Genomic DNA, 15,104 nt, shown 5'->3' with positions numbered 1-15,104 from the left:
TCCTCGGCACCACCGACGCTATTCGTTAATGAGGACGCCTGGCGACCTCAATCGTGACGCGGCGCGGACGCGGCGTCAGGCGGCGGTGTAGTGGAGGTGGAGGACGCCGTTGTCGTAGGCGTCGTGGTGCCGCAGCCGCAGCGTCGCCGGCGCGCTCCCGTCGGGGAACAGGCGGGCGCCGGTGCCCCGGACCACGGGATAGACGAACAGGTGCAGCGATCCGAGCAGACCGTCGGCGAGCAGCGACCGCACGAGCGAGCCGGAGCCGCTCACGTAGACGCCCTGGTACCCGTCGGCGAACTCGCGGATGCGGTCGGCGTCGTAGGCGCCGAGCGACCGGGAGTTGGACCAGGTGCGCTCCGCCGCCGCGTCGTCGAGCGACGAGCTGACGACCGCCTTCGGGCTGTCGTTGAAGAACGGGGCGCCGGGGTCGTCGGCGGCGGTGCGCTGCGACCAGGCGGGCGCGAACATCTCGAACGTGCGCCGGCCGAGGAGGATCGCATCCGACTGCCGCGTGATCCGCCCGATGTCCTCGCCCATCTCCGGATCGAAACCGAACTCGGCCGTCCACGACGGATCCTCGAAAACTCCGTCCAGCGAGACGAACTCGTGCACAGCGATCGCGCTCATACGATTCCCCTTTCCCGCGGAACAGCTTAGGGGGTGGCCGATGATTCCGCCTCCCCTGTCAAGCCCTGCGCCCGTCCGGATGACACGGGTACGACGGCACTATGACCCGGACCATCCCCCTGACGCCCGACCGCCGGAGAGCGGCGCCGCGCCTGACGCCGCAGGTCGTGCCGGGCGTCCATCGGCTCGAGCACGCGTCCACGAACTGCTACCTCCTGGCCGACGGCGACGCCTGGACGCTCGTGGATGCGGCGTTCCCGAAGACCTGGGGTCCGCTGGTGCACGCAGCCCACGAGGTGGGCCTGCGGATGCGCGACCTGCAGGGCATCGTGCTGACCCACGGGCACTTCGACCACGTCGGGTTCGCCGAGCGGGCGATCGAGGAGCTCGGCGTCCCGGTGTTCGTGCACGCCGAGGATCGGCGCCTCGCCGCGCATCCCTACCGCTACAAGCGCGAGCACACGCCGTTCGTCTATCCCTTCCTGTACCCGCGGTCGATCGGCGCCGTCGCCGGCATGGTGAAGGCCGGCGCGTTGCGTGTGACGGGCGTCGAGGACGTCTCGGAGCTCCCCAGCGAGGGGAGGCTCGACCTCCCCGGACACCCGGAGGTCGTCTTCACCCCCGGCCACACCTTCGGCACTGCGCCCTGCTCCTGCGCGACCGGGAGACGCTGCTCAGCGGGGACGCGATCGTCACCCTGGACCCCTACAAGGGGATCCCGGGCGCCCAGATCATCGCGGGCGCGGCGACGGCGGACTCCGAGATGGCTCTCAGGACGCTGGACACGATCCTCGCGACCGGAGCGCGCACCATCCTGCCCGGCCACGGCGAGCCCTGGTGGGACGGCGTGGATGCGGCGGTCGCGTCGGCGCGCCGGATCGGGCGGAGCTGAGGCGCCGCGGTCACGCCGCCGCGCCGACCACCTCGAGCAGTCCGCCGTCGCGCACGGCCGCCAGCGACAGCACTTTGTAGCCGGCCTCGTCGAAGAAGACCGTGAGGCGGTCGGCCTCGGTGTGCATGACGACGCCGTCGCCCCAGCTCTCGTGACGCACCCGCGCGGCGAGCGGGAAGGGGTCCTCTCCGGCCGCGTCGTGCTCCTCGGCCCAGCGGTAGGCGCTGCCCGTCGTGCAAGTGTCGCAGTTGCCGCACGGCTCCGGCAGCTCCTCCCCGAAGTAGCCCAGCAGGAACTGCCGGCGGCACATGCCCGTCTCGGCATACTCCTGCATGAGCTGCGATCGCGAGTGCTCGATCCGCTGGCGCGCCTCCGCCTCGGCGACGGCGCGGGACGCGGCCTCGCCCGGCTTGACGTCCTCCGCACGCAGTTCGTCGTCGGAGCCGCCCAGTACGTTCGCGTCGCGCAGCAGCCCCAGCAGGCGGCCGAGCGAACGGACGCTGACGCCGCTGCTCTCCGCGAGCTCGGAGCGGCTCAGGCCGGGCTGAGCGCGCACCGCCGCGAACACGCGCGCCAGCTCGTCGGGGTCCGGGCCGCCGCCCGAGAAGAACTTGGTGAGCGCGAAGTCCTCCGGCCGATAGTGCAGAGTCACGACCGCCGGCTCCCCGTCGCGACCGGCACGGCCCGCCTCCTGGTAGTAGCTGTCGAGCGAATCGGTGACCGACGCATGGATGACGAACCGCACGTCGTGCTTGTCGATGCCCATGCCGAAGGCGCTGGTCGCCGTGATCACGCGGGCGCGGTCGTCCATGAACCGCTCGTAGACCTCGTCGCGTTCCCCGCGGCGCAGCCCGGCGTGGTATGCCGCTGCGGGGATGTGCTCGGCCTTCAGCTGCTCGGCGTACTGCTCGGCGTCCTTGCGGGTCGCCGTGTAGACCAGCCCGGAGCCCTTCAGCTCTCCGACATGCGCGAGCACGGCCGCCCGCTTCTCCGTATCGTCCTCGTACCTCCGCACCTCGAGCCGCAGGTTGGGCCGGTCGAAGCCCGTCGCGAACAGCCGCGGCCGCCGCATCCCCAGCCGCTCGGCGATCTCGGCGCGCACGGGCGGCGCGCCGGTCGCGGTCATGGCGACGACCGGCGGATGGCCGAGCTCCTCGATCACGTCGCCGAGCAGCAGGTAGTCCGGGCGGAAGTCGTGACCCCACGCGGAGACGCAGTGCGCCTCGTCGACGGCGAACAGCGACACGTCGATGCCGCGGAGACGCTCGCGCACCTCCGGGTTGGCCAACTGCTCCGGCGCGAGGAACGCGAACGCCGGCTTCCCCGACTCCACGGCCTCCCAGTCGCGCTCCCGCTCGCGCTGCCCGGCCGAGGAGTTGATCGCGAACGCGCGCGGGACGTCCTTCGCCTCCCCGAGCGCGCGCACCTGGTCCTCCTGCAGCGAGATCAACGGCGAAACCACGATCGTGACGCCGCCGAGGATCGTGCCGGTCACCTGATACAGCGACGACTTGCCGTAGCCGGTCGGCATGATGGCGACAACGTCGCCGCCGTCGAGCAGCACCTCCATCGCGTCTGCCAGCCGCGGACGCAGCTCCTGCCAACCGAACGAGTCGCGGGCGACCTCCTGGATGCGGGACATGCCGCCACCGTAGTCTCTCGCGACGATTCCGCGGCGTCCGATGGTCGCTGCGGGAACGCGTCCAGCAGACGTGGTCACACCAGGGCTTGCCATCGTCACGGGAGGGCGTATCGCTGGGCGTACAGCATCCGCGGATCCGGGAGGAGGCGACCGATGGACACCGTTCTCGCGGTGCTCGAACGCGACGACGTCGCGTACGAGATCGAGTTCGAGCGCACGAGCGAGCCGCCGTTCGAGCTGCGGCTGCCGTCGCACATCGGCGGAGCGGCCGTGATGGACGTGTTCGACCTCTGCGACTCGACCCTGTGGCCGGAGCTCATCCGCTACCGCTTCACCGAGTGCGTGCCGGTCGTGATCGGCTCGGTCGACGACTTCTGACCCCCGCTGGGCCGCGCGGCTCGCGCCGGATTTTGGTGCATTCCCGGGCCTCCGGCCGCTGGCTATGCTGTGCGCCATGAGCACCAAGAGCCGCCAGGGGCCGCATCAGGAGGAGACGCTGCAGCTGGGCGACAAGCGCGGCCTGTGGGGTGCGTTCGCCGGACTCATCACCGCGGTGCTGATCGCGTACCCGCTGTCGGCGTGCATCGCGTTCGCGACGCATCCGCAGACGCAGCGGCTGTTCGGCGGCAGGCTCGAGTCGGCGTCGGCCGGTGGCTTCGCCGCCTTCTGGTGGGTGCTCGCCCTCGGCTGCATCGCCCTGCCGTTCCTGGTCGGCTTCGGCATCGCCCGGCTGTCCGGGAGGGCGATGATCGTCATGATCACGATCGTGGTGCTGTTCATCATCGCCGTCGTGGTGCTGGGTCAGATGTTCGTCTTCTGACGTCAGCCGACGGCGAGCACGACCTTCGTGCCGGGCTCGGCCGCGTCGGCGGCCCGGTGCGCCTCCCACACCTGCGCGAACGGATGGAGGCGCGGCTCGGCCGTCGTCAGCTCGCCTGACGCGGCGGCTGCGAGCAGGCCCGACAGCGTCCGCCGGTAGGCGTTGCGCCGCGTTGCGACGTACAGCGGCGCGCTGCAGACGCGCTCCCAGCGGTGCCCGGCCGCTCCGAGGCCGCCGCGCAGGGAGTCCGCCTTCTCCTGCCCGGGCCGTCCCGTGAAGGCGGTGCGGACGACCACCCCGCCCGGCGCGAGCGCCTCCCGCACGCGGTCCGTCCCCGTGTGGTCGATCACCGCATCCACCTGTCCACCCGCCGCCTCGACGACCCGATCGGGCCAGTCCGGGGCGGTGTGGTCGACCACGGGGATGCCGAGCGCGCGGACGCGGTCGGCCGTGCGCGCCGAGGCGGTCCCGACGACCGTGAGACCGTTGCGCACCGCCAGCTGCGCGGCGAGCGAGCCGACCGCGCCGGACGCGCCCTGAACGAGCACCCGGCGCGGCGACCGCGCCAGCTCCAGCGCGTGCCCCGCCGTCACGCCGTCGAGCGGGAGGACGGCCGCGGCGGCCGGATCCATACCGTCCGGAAGGGCCACGAGCAGCGTCGGCGCGACGGTCACGAAGGTCGCGTGCGACCCCATCCCCGGCAGCATGCCGACGACCGTCGCGCCTTCCCGCAGACCCAGCGCCACCGATACCGCCGACTCGGTGAGCAGCTCGCCGACGAAGTCGTAGCCGCCGATGAAGCCGGGCGAAGGATGCAGCACGTACCCGCCGCGCCGGGCCAGCACATCCGTCGACCCCACCGACGCGTACGTCACCCGCACGACGACCTCGTTCCCGCGGGGCGGCCGGATCGCCTCACGCGCCAGCACCATCGCGGTCGGGTCGCCGAACCGCGAGACTCGGGCCACGAGCCGCGCGGGCTCCCCCGGAGCCGGTCCGCTCATGCCGCCGTCAGCCGGCGCGGCGCTGCAGCAGCGCGGAACGCTCGGGGTGCGCCTCGAACCAGTCGGCGACGTACCAGCACATGGGCACGACGTGCCGCGACCCGTTCTTCTCGATGTCGTCGACGGCGTACTCGACCAGCTGCGCGGCATAGCCCTTCCCGCGGTGATGCGGCACGGTGAACGCACGGGTCAGGGAGATGGAGTCGCCCAGGATGCGGTAGTCGAGCACGCCCACCAGCTCCCCGTCGACGTGCATCGCGTAGCGGCTCGCATCCGTCTGATCGCTGAACTCGGTGGCCATGCGCCCATCGTACGTCCGCGGCCCGGAGGGGGAACCGGGGTATGGTGAAAACCGTGGGATCCCGACCCGCACCCGAGGGCTCCCGCGCGTTCCGCGACCCGCCACAGCACGCCAGGCCGCCGGCGGCGCCCGCCGTCCGTGCGACGTGACGATCCTGGAGTCCCACCTTGTCGCTCGACACCCCGTCGCCCGCTCTCGCCCCCGCCTTCCAGACACTGCTGGAGCGCGTGCCCATCCAGGAGCACGCCGTCATCGAGGCCGAGGCGGTGACATACGAGCACGAGGGCCTGCCCCTCGAGGGGTACCTGGCGCGGGACGCGCAGGCGGACGAGCGCCGCCCGGCGGTGCTCGTGCTCCACGACTGGCACGGCGTCGGCGACAACGTGCGGATGCGCGCCCAGATGCTCGCCCGGCTCGGCTACGTCGCGTTCGCCGCCGACCTGTACGGCTCGGGCGTGCGCCCCAGCGGCGACGACGCTCCCGCGGAGGCCGGCAAGTACTACCGCGACCTCCCCCTACTGCGTTCGCGCGTGGCGGCGGCCTTCAGCTGGCTGCAGCAGCATCCCGCCGTCGACCCCGCGCGGCTCGCGGTGATCGGGTACTGCTTCGGCGGCACCGCGGCCCTCGAGTTCGCGCGGACCGGCGCGCCCCTCCGAGGCACGGTCTCGTTCCACGGCGGCCTGATCGCGCACGATCCGTCGGACGCCGGCCAGATCGCCGCATCCCTTCTCGTGCTCACGGGCGGCGCCGACCCCGTCGTGCCCGACGAGGCCGTGGTGGCGTTCGAGCAGGAGCTGCGCGGAGCCCCGCACGTGGACTGGCAGATCACCACCTACTCGGGCGCGCCGCACGCCTTCACCATCCCGGGCACCGACCGCTACCGGCCGGTGGCGGACGCCCGCAGCTGGCGTGCGATGGTGTGCTTCCTGGATGAGGTGTTCCGATGAGAAGGGAACGGCGATGAGCGATCACCCGCTCCTGTTCGAGGAGGGCGACCCGCTGGTCGATCGCATCCGCGCCCTGGCCCTGCGCCTTCCGGAGGCCGTGGAGACGCTCAACCACGGCCGTCCGTCGTGGAAGGCCGGCGAGAGCGGCCGCGCGTTCGCGGTGCTCGGCGCGGCGATGAGCCGCCCGGACACGCTCGTGTTCAAGCCCGACCCGGCAGAGGCGCCCGCGTGGCGCGAGGACCCGCGGGTGTTCGTGCCGAAGTACTGGGGCCCGAGCGGCTGGCTCGCAATCGACCTCGACCGCGGCGCATCCGACTGGTCGGAAGCCTCCGAGCTGATCGAGACGTCCTACCGCCAGGTCGCCCTCCGCCGTCAATTGGCGGTCTTGGATGCGGTCATGTAAGCTCGTATCCGGCCTGCTTGCGGGCCATGCGCCACTAGCTCAACGGATAGAGCATCTGACTACGGATCAGAAGGTTGGGGGTTCGAATCCCTCGTGGCGCACTGTGCTTCAGGCACACGGAACTGTGTTGAGACAGTGACGAAAGCCCCGCCGAGATCGGCGGGGCTTTTATTCGTCTGGCAGGATGTGGTCCGTGATTCCGAGTCGGTGGCCTCGCGCGTTGTGGTGGCTCCTCTTCATCCCCGCGTTCGCCATCCCGATGACCGTTCTCGAGATGCTCGGCCGGGGCCGCGGGCTCGGGCTCGGCATCGCGTCGACCATCGCCTTCGGCGGGGCGATACTTTTCGTCGTTGTGCTCCTCTGCATGCGATGGAGGGCCGACGCGCGGTACGACGCGGTGAAGGCGTTGTGGCCCCACGGCTACGTCGTGGAGGGAGTCGCATGCGACCCGACCACCGCCGGCCTGTTCGCCGTGGGAGGCCGGCCCGCTGCCCGGGGAGCCAACGGCGGCTACGAGGTGGAATTCGACGCCGAAGGTGCGCGCTTCTACGCGGGCGCCCGCAACGTCGTCGAGTTCTTACGGCTGGGATGGTCGCAAGTCGCCGAGGTCGGCGTGACGACCGTCGGGGTCACGGGCGGGCGCCAGGTCTCGGCGCTCACGCTCTCGGTGCTGCATGACGGAAATCCCACAGCCCTCCCCCTCGTGATCAAGGCGACGAGGGGCTTCACCGGGTTCCGCTTCAGCTCACCCGCGGAGATCCAGGAGCATCTCGAGGCTGTCGAGCGGATCCGAGGAACGGCGACCGCGGCCCTCCCCATCCCGTCAGCGAAGCCTGCCGACCAGCCGACCGATCGGCCGGTGCGCCGCGCTTTCGCCCCGGGTATCCACTCCACGACGATGTACCTCGTCGGCGTGGTCGCTTTCGCCGGAGGGCTGCTCAGCTTCGTGGCGATGCTCCCGTTCGGCATCCTCACGTGGACGCACGTCTGGGCCGTGCCGACGGCGGTCTTCCTTTCTCTGCTGTACGCGGGTCTCTTCGGCATCCTGACGGCGCGGTTACTGTGGATCTTCGTGCCGGTACGCGAGCGAGCGGAACTCCGAGCCGGCTACACCCTCTCGAGCGGCGGCGACCTCGCGGTCGACCAGCTGGACCCTCGCACCGGCTATGTCATCCGGCCGGCCGGCAGTCCGGCGCTCGATCGCAGCAGGGCGCGCAGCGAGCGGCTCCGGGTTCGGGCGTTGGCCGCGGACCCCGGTGCCGTCGTAGGCCGCTCGCTCTGAGCGCGCCCTTCCTGCCCACGGTCAGAACTTCACGGGATCTCGCTCTATCGAGCAGGTCATGCAGTGAGCGCCGCTAGTCCGCCGGCGGCGCCGTGCTGGCGCGGACGACCAGACGCGTGGGCATGACCGACGAGCGGACGGGCTCCGGGCGCGCCTCGATCTCGGCGATCAGGAGTTCCAGGGCGCGGCGTCCGATCGCCTCGAACTCCTGGTGGACCGTGGTGAGCGGCGGCCAGAAGGAGTCCGACTCGGCCATGTCGTCGAAGCCGACCACACTGACGTCCTCGGGCACGCGGCGGCCGGCCTCGTGCAGCGCGCGGAGCACCCCGAGCGCCATCTGGTCGTTCGCCGCGAAGACCGCCGTGATCTCGGGACGGGATGCGATCTCCCGCCCGTGGCGGTAGCCGGCGGCCGTCGACCAGTCGCCGCGGAACACCTCCGGGACCGGCGCTCCGGCCTGCTCGAGGGTCCGCCGCCAGGAGTCCTCACGACGAGCGGCGGAGTACGACTCGGCCGGACCGGAGATGTGCCAGACGGTGGAGTGGCCGAGGCTCAGCAGGTGCTCGGTCGCCTGGCGGGCGCCCTCCGCCTGGTCGGTGTCGACCTGCGGGTAGTCGCGTCGCTCGGTGGAGTCGACGACGACGACCGAGAGACCCGACGGCAGCTCGACATCCGAGCGGTCGGCGATGTGCGCCTCGAGCACCACGATGATCCCGTCGACGGCCTGCTCCAGGAGGCGCGAGAAAGCGGCGCTGACGTCCTGCTGGGTCGGGTGCTCGACCGGGACGACCGTGATCGAGTACCCCGCCTTGGCCGCCGAGACCGCGATCGCGTCCAATGTGCGCATGTTGCCGTACGACGAGAGGGTGAACATCATCACGCCGATGTTGCGGAACTGGCCCGAGCGCAGCGCACGGGCGGCGCGGTTGGGGCGGTAGCCGAGCGCCTGCATGGAGGTGAGGACGCGCTGCCGCGTGGTCTCCTCCACGTTCGTGAGGCCGTTCGCGACACGTGACACCGTCTGGGTGGACACACCCGCGTGCGCCGCCACGTCGCCCAGCGAGGGTCCGCGCTTGCGGGTCGCCGGAGCGGTCGGGATGTCGGCGATCGGCTCGGTCATGGGTCCACCTTCTCACAAAGGAGTTGCGCTGTGTTGACGTCAACATGTTAGAGTGGCGCCCACGATGTTGACGTAAACATCCGAACCAACCCAGAACCCACGGGGAAGACATGACAACGACGTCCCTCACGCAGGCGACCACGCCAGGCGGCACCCGCCGCCTCCGAAAGGCGCGCCGCGACTGGCGAGGCTGGGCCTTCGTCGCACCATTCATGATCGTGTTCGCGGCCATGATCATCGCGCCGGTCGTCTACGCCATCTACCTCAGCCTCTTCCGCCAGCAGCTCATCGGCGGCAACGCGTTCGTGGGCCTGGGCAACTACGTCGCGGTCTTCCAGGACGAGAAGTTCTGGGCCTCCCTCGGGCGCGTGACGATCTTCCTGGTCGTGCAGGTGCCGATCATGCTGGTGCTCTCCCTGATCGCCGCCCTCGCCCTGGACGGCGCCCGTCTGCACGGCGCGGGATTCTTCCGTATCGCGCTCTTCCTCCCCTACGCGGTCCCCGGTGTCGTCGCGGCCCTGATCTGGGGCTTCATCTACGGCGACCAGTTCGGGCTGACGGCGAGCCTCAACCAGCTCCTCGGGACCGGACTCGCGCCCCTCAGCGGACCGTGGGTGCTCGCCTCGATCGGCAACATCGTCACCTGGGAGTTCATGGGCTACAACATGCTCATATTCTACGCGGCGCTGCGCGTCATCCCGGGCGAGCTGTACGAGGCGGCCGAGATCGACGGCGCGGGCGCGTTCCGCACGGTGTTCAGCATCAAGCTCCCGGCCATCCGCGGTGCGCTGGTGATCGCGACGATCTTCTCGATCATCGGCAGCTTCCAGCTCTTCAACGAGCCGAATCTCCTGAAGCAGCTGGCGCCGAACGCGATCAGCAGCTACTTCACCCCGAACATGTACGCCTACAACCTCTCGTTCGCCGGCCAGCAGTTCAACTACGCGGCGACCGTCGCGATCGTGATGGGCGTCGTCACCGCGGTGATCGCCTACGTCGTCCAGCTCCGCGGCTCGAGGAAGGAGCTCCGCTGATGGCCTCCCTGACCGACACGCGCAGCCCGCGCACCCGCACCCGTACGGCGCCGTCCCGCGCCGCCGCCCGCAGCAACGCCGGCGCCTCCTCCGGCCGGCGCATCCGCAAGTCGCCCGTCCTGACGATCGTGATGATCCTGTTCGTCATCTACTCGTTCGTGCCGCTGGTCTGGCTGATCGTCAATGCGACGAAGAGCCAGCCCGACCTCTATTCGTCGTTCGGGCTGTGGTTCGGCAAGGACTTCAACCTCATCCAGAACATCGTCGACACGTTCACCTACCGCGGCGGGATCTTCGTGCAGTGGCTCGGCAACACGCTGCTGTACGTGGTCGTCGGCGCGGGAGGCGCGACGCTGCTGGCCACGGTCGCCGGCTACGGGCTCGCCAAATACGACTTCCCGGGCAAGCGCGCGGTGTTCGCCGTCGTCCTCGGCGCGATCGCGGTCCCCGGAACGGCACTGGCCGTCCCGACCTTCCTGATGTTCAGCCAGGCGGGGCTCACCAACACGCCGTGGGCCATCATCCTGCCGTCGCTGATCAGCCCGTTCGGGCTCTACCTGATCTGGACGTACGCCACCGAGGCCGTGCCGACCGAGCTGCTCGAGGCGGCCCGGATGGACGGGGCGAGCGAGTTCCGCACGTTCTTCACCGTCTCGCTGCGACTCCTCGCCCCCGGGATCGTCACGGTCGCACTCTTCGCGATCGTCGCCACCTGGAACAACTACTTCCTGCCGCTCATCATGCTCAGCGATCCGACCTGGTACCCCCTCACGGTCGGGCTCAGCCAGTGGAGCGCTCAGGCGACCGGGGTCGGCGCCCAGCCGATCTTCAACCTCGTGATCACCGGATCGCTCATCACGATCGTCCCGATCGTGGCCGCGTTCCTGGTGCTCCAGCGCTACTGGCAGTCGGGTCTCGCCGCCGGAAGCGTCAAGCAGTAACCGCATCCACATCCATGCATCGCATTCCACGAAGAAGTGAAAGGGAAACCATGAAGCGCACACTCGCGTCCCGGACGCTGCGCCGGGCCATCGCGGCGGCGGTCGTCAGCACCGTCGTCGGCGTCTCGCTCGCCGCCTGCTCCGGCGGCACGTCGTCGGGAGGCGGCAGCGCCTCCGACATCGACGCAGCCCTCAAGCAGGGCGGCACCATCACCTACTGGTCGTGGACGCCGTCGGCGGAGGCGCAGGTCGCCGCGTTCGAGAAGCAGTACCCGAAGGTCAAGGTCAAGCTGGTCAACGCCGGCACGAACACGACCGAGTACACCAAGCTGCAGAACGCGATCAAGGCGGGGTCGGGCGCACCCGACGTCGCGCAGGTCGAGTACTACGCCATCCCGCAGTTCGCGCTCTCCGACTCCCTGGTCGACCTGAAGCAGTACGGCTTCGACAAGCTGAAGGGCGACTACACCCCCGGCCCGTGGGGCTCGGTGAACGTCGGCGGCAAGTTGTTCGGCCTCCCCCAGGACTCCGGTCCCATGGCGATGTTCTACAACAAGACGCTGTTCGACAAGTACGGCATCGAGGTCCCGAAGACGTGGGACGAGTACGTCGCCGCGGCGCAGAAGCTGCACGCCGCCGACCCCAACGCCTACATCACCAGCGACTCGGGCGACTCCGGCTTCACCACCTCCATGATCTGGCAGGCCGGCGGCCGTCCGTTCACCGTGGACGGCACCAAGGTCTCGATCAACCTCCAGGACGAGGGCACCAAGAAGTGGACGGCGACCTGGGACAAGCTGGTCGAGGGCAAGCTGCTCTCCACCGTCCCCGGCTGGAGCGACGATTGGTTCAAGGCGCTCGGCAACGGCTCCATCGCGACCCTGGTCACCGGAGCGTGGATGCCCGGCGTGCTCGAGTCGTCGGTGAAGGACGGCTCCGGCCAGTGGCGCGTCGCGCCCATCCCGACCTATGACGGCCAGCCCGCGAACGCCGAGAACGGCGGCGGCGGCCAGGTCGTGCTCAAGCAGAGCAAGAACCCGGCGCTCGCGGCCGGCTTCCTCAAGTGGCTGAACAACGACCAGGACAGCATCAAGGTCTTCCTGAAGTCGGGCGGGTTCCCGTCCACGACGAAGGACCTGAACTCCTCCGACTTCCTCGCCACCGCCCCCGAGTACTTCGGCGGCCAGAAGATCAACGAGGTGCTGGTGGACGGCGCCAAGAACGTGTCGACCGGCTGGCAGTACCTGCCGTTCCAGGTCTACGCGAACAGCATCTACGGCGACACCGTCGGCCAGTCCTACACGTCGAACTCCAGCCTGAACCCCGGCCTGCAGGCCTGGCAGAAGGCGCTGGTCGATTACGGCAACCAGCAGGGCTTCACCGTCAGCGGCAAGTAGCGCCGTCGCGTGGCCGGTCGCGCATCGCGGCCGGCCACGCGCATCCACACACTTCGCAGGAGAATGATGACCACCTTCGAGATCGCGGGAGACGACTTCGTCCTCGACGGCGAGCCCCACCGCATCCTCTCGGGAGCGATCCACTACTTCCGGGTGCACCCGGACGACTGGGCCGACCGCATCCACAAGGCACGCCTGATGGGGCTCAACACCATCGAGACGTACGTGCCGTGGAACGCGCATGAGCCGCAGCCCGGACGGTGGATCGCCGACGGCGGTCTCGACCTGGCCCGCTTCCTGCGCACCATCGCCGACGAGGGGATGCACGCGATCGTGCGCCCCGGTCCCTACATCTGCGCCGAGTGGGACAACGGCGGGCTGCCGGCGTGGCTGTTCACCGATCCGTCGGTGGGCATCCGCAGGTCGGAGCCGCAGTTCGTCGCCGCGGTCAGCCGGTACCTGCGCAACGTGCTCGACATCGTCCGGCCGCTGCAGATCACCGAGGGCGGCCCGGTGGTGCTCGTGCAGGTGGAGAACGAGTACGGCGCGTACGGCGACGACGCGCAGTACCTCGCGGAGCTGGTGCGCGTCATCCGCGACGCCGGCATCGTCGTGCCGCTGACGACCGTCGACCAGCCCGAGGACGAGATGCTGCGGAACGGGTCGCTCCCGGAACTCCTGAAGACCGGCTCCTTCGGCTCCCGGTCGCGCGAACGCCTCGCGACGCTGCGGCGCCACCAGCCGACCGGTCCGCTGATGTGCTCCGAGTTCTGGGACGGCTGGTTCGACAGCTGGGGCACGCACCATCACACGACCTCCGTCGAGCAGTCCGCGGGCGACCTGGACGACCTGCTCGCCTCGGGCGCCTCGGTGAACCTCTACATGTTCCACGGCGGCACCAACTTCGGCTTCACGAACGGCGCCAACGACAAGGGCGTGTACCAGCCGATCGTCACGAGCTACGACTACGACGCCCCGCTCGACGAGGCGGGCGAGCCCACCGAGAAGTTCTGGGCGTTCCGGGATGTCATCGCCAAGTACGCGCCGGTGCCCTCGCTGGAGCCGGTGGTCGCGGCCGCCGCGCCGTCTTTCACCGTCCCGTTCGACGCGGCGGTGCCGCTGTGGGCGGTCGCCGACCGGCTCGGCGCCTGGTCGCACGTGGATGCGCTGCCCACCTTCGACGAGCTCGGGCACTACAGCGGTCTGGGCCTGTACCGCACCGAGATCGACACCACCGAGCCGGCGGTCCTCGAGTTCGGCGAGGTGCGGGACCGCGCCTACGTCTCGGTCGGCGACAGCCGCCTCGGCGTGCTGGCGCGCGACCACCACGACACCGCGATCGCGCTCTCGCCCTCCCGCGGGACCCTGACCGTGCTGGTCGAGGACCAGGGCCGCGTCGACTACGGCCCCCGCATCGGCGAACCGAAGGGTCTGATCGGCCCGGTGCAGCTCAACGGCGAGGAGTTGCAGCGCTGGAGCGTCCTCCCGCTGGAGCTGTCGTCGATCGAGCCGGTGTCCGCTGCGCTGGCCGCTGTGGATGCGCCGCCGCCGTCGCGCCTGGCCGGCCCGGTCTTCGCCCGAGCCGTCTTCGATCTCGCGGAGCCCGCTCCCCTCTTCCTCGACACGACGGGCTGGGGCAAGGGCGTCGCCTGGATCAACGGCTTCAACCTCGGCCGCTACTGGACCCGCGGACCCCAGGAGACGCTGTACGTCCCCCGCGGGGTGCTCCGCTCAGGAAGCAACGAGCTCATCATCCTCGAGCTGGAGTCCGCGGCCGAGGCGGTCGCCGCCTTCGTCCCCGAGCCGCGCCTGGGCCACACCGAGGTGTGACTCCCTCCTCCCGACCGACGATTCGTGCCGAATCATCGCCATTCGTGACGGATAGCGCGCATTCGGCACGAATCGTCGGTGGTGGAGGGGCGAGGCTCAGGCGGTCCAGCCGCCGTCGATCGTGACGGCGGAGCCTGTCATGTAGCCGGAGGCGTCGGACGCGATCCACGAGACAAGCTCGCCCACGTCGGAGCTGTGACCGAAGCGGCCGAAGGCGGTGAAGCCGGCCAGGTAGTCGCCGGCCTCGCCCGAAGCCGGGTTGCCCTCGGTGTCGATCGGACCCGGCTGGATGACGTTGACCGTGATGCCGCGGCCCGCGAGGTCGCGGGCGAGGCCCTTCGTGAAGCCGACCATCGCGGCCTTCGTCAGTCCGTAGACCGCGCCGCCGGTGAACGGGATGCGCTCGGCGTTGACGCTGCCGATCGTGATGATCCGTCCGCCGTCGGGCAGCAGCGGGATGGCGGCCTGCGTGGCGTAGACCGTGCCGCGGATGTTGAGGTCGATCGTCGCCTCGATGTGCTCGTCGGGGGTTTCGGTGAAGTGCTCGAACCATCCACCTCCGGCGTTGTTGACGAGGATGTCCAGGCCGCCGAGCGCGTCGGCGGCGTCCCGGACACCCGCGCGAGCGGTGTCGGCGTCGGAGTTGTCGGCGTGCACGGCGACGGCGCGTCCCCCGGCGGCCAGGATGTCGGCCACGAGGGCGTCCGCGCGCTCGCGCGAGGCGCGGTACGTGACGGCGACCTCCGCGCCGTGGGCGGCGAGCGCCCGGGCGATGCCCTCGCCGATGCCGCGGGCGCCTCCGGTGACGAGCGCCTTCTTGCGGGCGAGGGTCTGGGTGGTGGCGATGGTGGTGTCCATGAT

At 70.3% G+C, this 15,104-nt stretch carries 17 protein-coding genes and 1 tRNA gene; 10 read left to right on the top strand and 8 right to left on the bottom strand.

All coding sequences use genetic code 11. The annotated features are described in order from the left end of the window. Positions 1–75: 75 nt before the first annotated feature. The 4 genes from A0130_12640 to A0130_12625 all read right to left on the bottom strand — a co-directional run bounded on the left by A0130_12640 (position 76) and on the right by A0130_12625 (position 3,164). Positions 76–630, bottom strand: a complete 555-nt coding sequence (locus A0130_12640; protein ANF32407.1) for a deaminase — start codon at positions 628–630, stop codon at positions 76–78. A gap of 26 nt (positions 631–656) precedes the next feature. After that, on the bottom strand, positions 657–1,259 hold the full coding sequence (locus A0130_12635) for a hypothetical protein (protein ANF32406.1): 603 nt from the start codon (positions 1,257–1,259) through the stop codon (positions 657–659). A gap of 76 nt (positions 1,260–1,335) precedes the next feature. Next, complete coding sequence (locus A0130_12630; protein ID ANF32405.1) at positions 1,336–1,536, bottom strand: hypothetical protein; 201 nt, start codon at positions 1,534–1,536, stop codon at positions 1,336–1,338. Then, positions 1,533–3,164, bottom strand: a complete 1,632-nt coding sequence (locus A0130_12625) for a recombinase RecQ (protein ID ANF32404.1) — start codon at positions 3,162–3,164, stop codon at positions 1,533–1,535. The genes A0130_12630 and A0130_12625 overlap by 4 nt, the downstream gene beginning before the upstream one ends. A gap of 153 nt (positions 3,165–3,317) precedes the next feature. On the opposite strand from A0130_12625, the gene A0130_12620 reads away from it, so the two are divergent. Together A0130_12620 and A0130_12615 are read left to right on the top strand one after the other, a co-directional pair. Then, positions 3,318–3,542 carry a hypothetical protein gene (locus A0130_12620; protein ID ANF32403.1) on the top strand — a complete coding sequence of 75 codons (225 nt, stop codon included), beginning with the start codon at positions 3,318–3,320 and terminating at the stop codon, positions 3,540–3,542. A gap of 76 nt (positions 3,543–3,618) precedes the next feature. Continuing rightward, positions 3,619–3,984 (top strand): hypothetical protein, encoded by a 366-nt coding sequence (locus A0130_12615; GenBank protein ANF33431.1) that lies wholly within the window; start codon positions 3,619–3,621, stop codon positions 3,982–3,984. Positions 3,985–3,986: 2 nt separating this feature from the next. Here the strand turns inward: A0130_12615 and A0130_12610 are convergent, their stop codons facing one another. Next, complete coding sequence (locus A0130_12610) at positions 3,987–4,916, bottom strand: hypothetical protein (protein ANF33430.1); 930 nt, start codon at positions 4,914–4,916, stop codon at positions 3,987–3,989. A 79-nt stretch (positions 4,917–4,995) separates the two neighbouring features. After that, positions 4,996–5,289, bottom strand: coding sequence for an acetyltransferase (locus tag A0130_12605; GenBank protein ID ANF32402.1), 294 nt, complete (start codon positions 5,287–5,289; stop codon positions 4,996–4,998). A gap of 167 nt (positions 5,290–5,456) precedes the next feature. On the opposite strand from A0130_12605, the gene A0130_12600 reads away from it, so the two are divergent. From A0130_12600 to A0130_12585, 4 genes are all read left to right on the top strand, one after another. Further along, on the top strand, positions 5,457–6,236 hold the full coding sequence (locus A0130_12600; protein ID ANF32401.1) for a dienelactone hydrolase: 780 nt from the start codon (positions 5,457–5,459) through the stop codon (positions 6,234–6,236). 13 nt (positions 6,237–6,249) lie between these two features. Next, on the top strand, positions 6,250–6,639 hold the full coding sequence (locus tag A0130_12595) for a hypothetical protein (protein ANF32400.1): 390 nt from the start codon (positions 6,250–6,252) through the stop codon (positions 6,637–6,639). 28 nt (positions 6,640–6,667) lie between these two features. Beyond that, a tRNA-Arg gene (locus A0130_12590) sits at positions 6,668–6,740 on the top strand. 119 nt (positions 6,741–6,859) lie between these two features. Further along, positions 6,860–7,921, top strand: a complete 1,062-nt coding sequence (locus tag A0130_12585; protein ID ANF32399.1) for a hypothetical protein — start codon at positions 6,860–6,862, stop codon at positions 7,919–7,921. 73 nt (positions 7,922–7,994) lie between these two features. On the opposite strand, the gene A0130_12580 is transcribed toward A0130_12585, so the two are convergent. Next, positions 7,995–9,041 (bottom strand): LacI family transcriptional regulator, encoded by a 1,047-nt coding sequence (locus A0130_12580; protein ANF32398.1) that lies wholly within the window; start codon positions 9,039–9,041, stop codon positions 7,995–7,997. A 110-nt stretch (positions 9,042–9,151) separates the two neighbouring features. Here A0130_12580 and A0130_12575 point away from each other — a divergent pair, with 110 nt between their 5' ends. The 4 genes from A0130_12575 to A0130_12560 all read left to right on the top strand — a co-directional run bounded on the left by A0130_12575 (position 9,152) and on the right by A0130_12560 (position 14,243). Beyond that, complete coding sequence (locus tag A0130_12575; GenBank protein ID ANF32397.1) at positions 9,152–10,075, top strand: sugar ABC transporter permease; 924 nt, start codon at positions 9,152–9,154, stop codon at positions 10,073–10,075. Continuing rightward, positions 10,075–11,016 carry an ABC transporter permease gene (locus tag A0130_12570; protein ID ANF32396.1) on the top strand — a complete coding sequence of 314 codons (942 nt, stop codon included), beginning with the start codon at positions 10,075–10,077 and terminating at the stop codon, positions 11,014–11,016. The genes A0130_12575 and A0130_12570 overlap by 1 nt, the downstream gene beginning before the upstream one ends. 50 nt (positions 11,017–11,066) lie before the next feature. Next, positions 11,067–12,413, top strand: a complete 1,347-nt coding sequence (locus A0130_12565) for a sugar ABC transporter substrate-binding protein (GenBank protein ANF32395.1) — start codon at positions 11,067–11,069, stop codon at positions 12,411–12,413. Positions 12,414–12,479: 66 nt separating this feature from the next. After that, on the top strand, positions 12,480–14,243 hold the full coding sequence (locus A0130_12560) for a beta-galactosidase (GenBank protein ANF32394.1): 1,764 nt from the start codon (positions 12,480–12,482) through the stop codon (positions 14,241–14,243). 96 nt (positions 14,244–14,339) lie between these two features. Here A0130_12560 and A0130_12555 read toward each other — a convergent pair whose 3' ends face one another. Further along, positions 14,340–15,101 carry an oxidoreductase gene (locus tag A0130_12555; GenBank protein ID ANF33429.1) on the bottom strand — a complete coding sequence of 254 codons (762 nt, stop codon included), beginning with the start codon at positions 15,099–15,101 and terminating at the stop codon, positions 14,340–14,342. Positions 15,102–15,104: the final 3 nt, after the last annotated feature.

The sequence above is a fragment of the Leifsonia xyli genome, from assembly GCA_001647635.1.
Classification (GTDB): domain Bacteria; phylum Actinomycetota; class Actinomycetes; order Actinomycetales; family Microbacteriaceae; genus Leifsonia; species Leifsonia xyli_A.
Note: the sequence above shows the minus strand (reverse complement) of the source record. Positions and strands in the feature narration are given on the sequence as shown.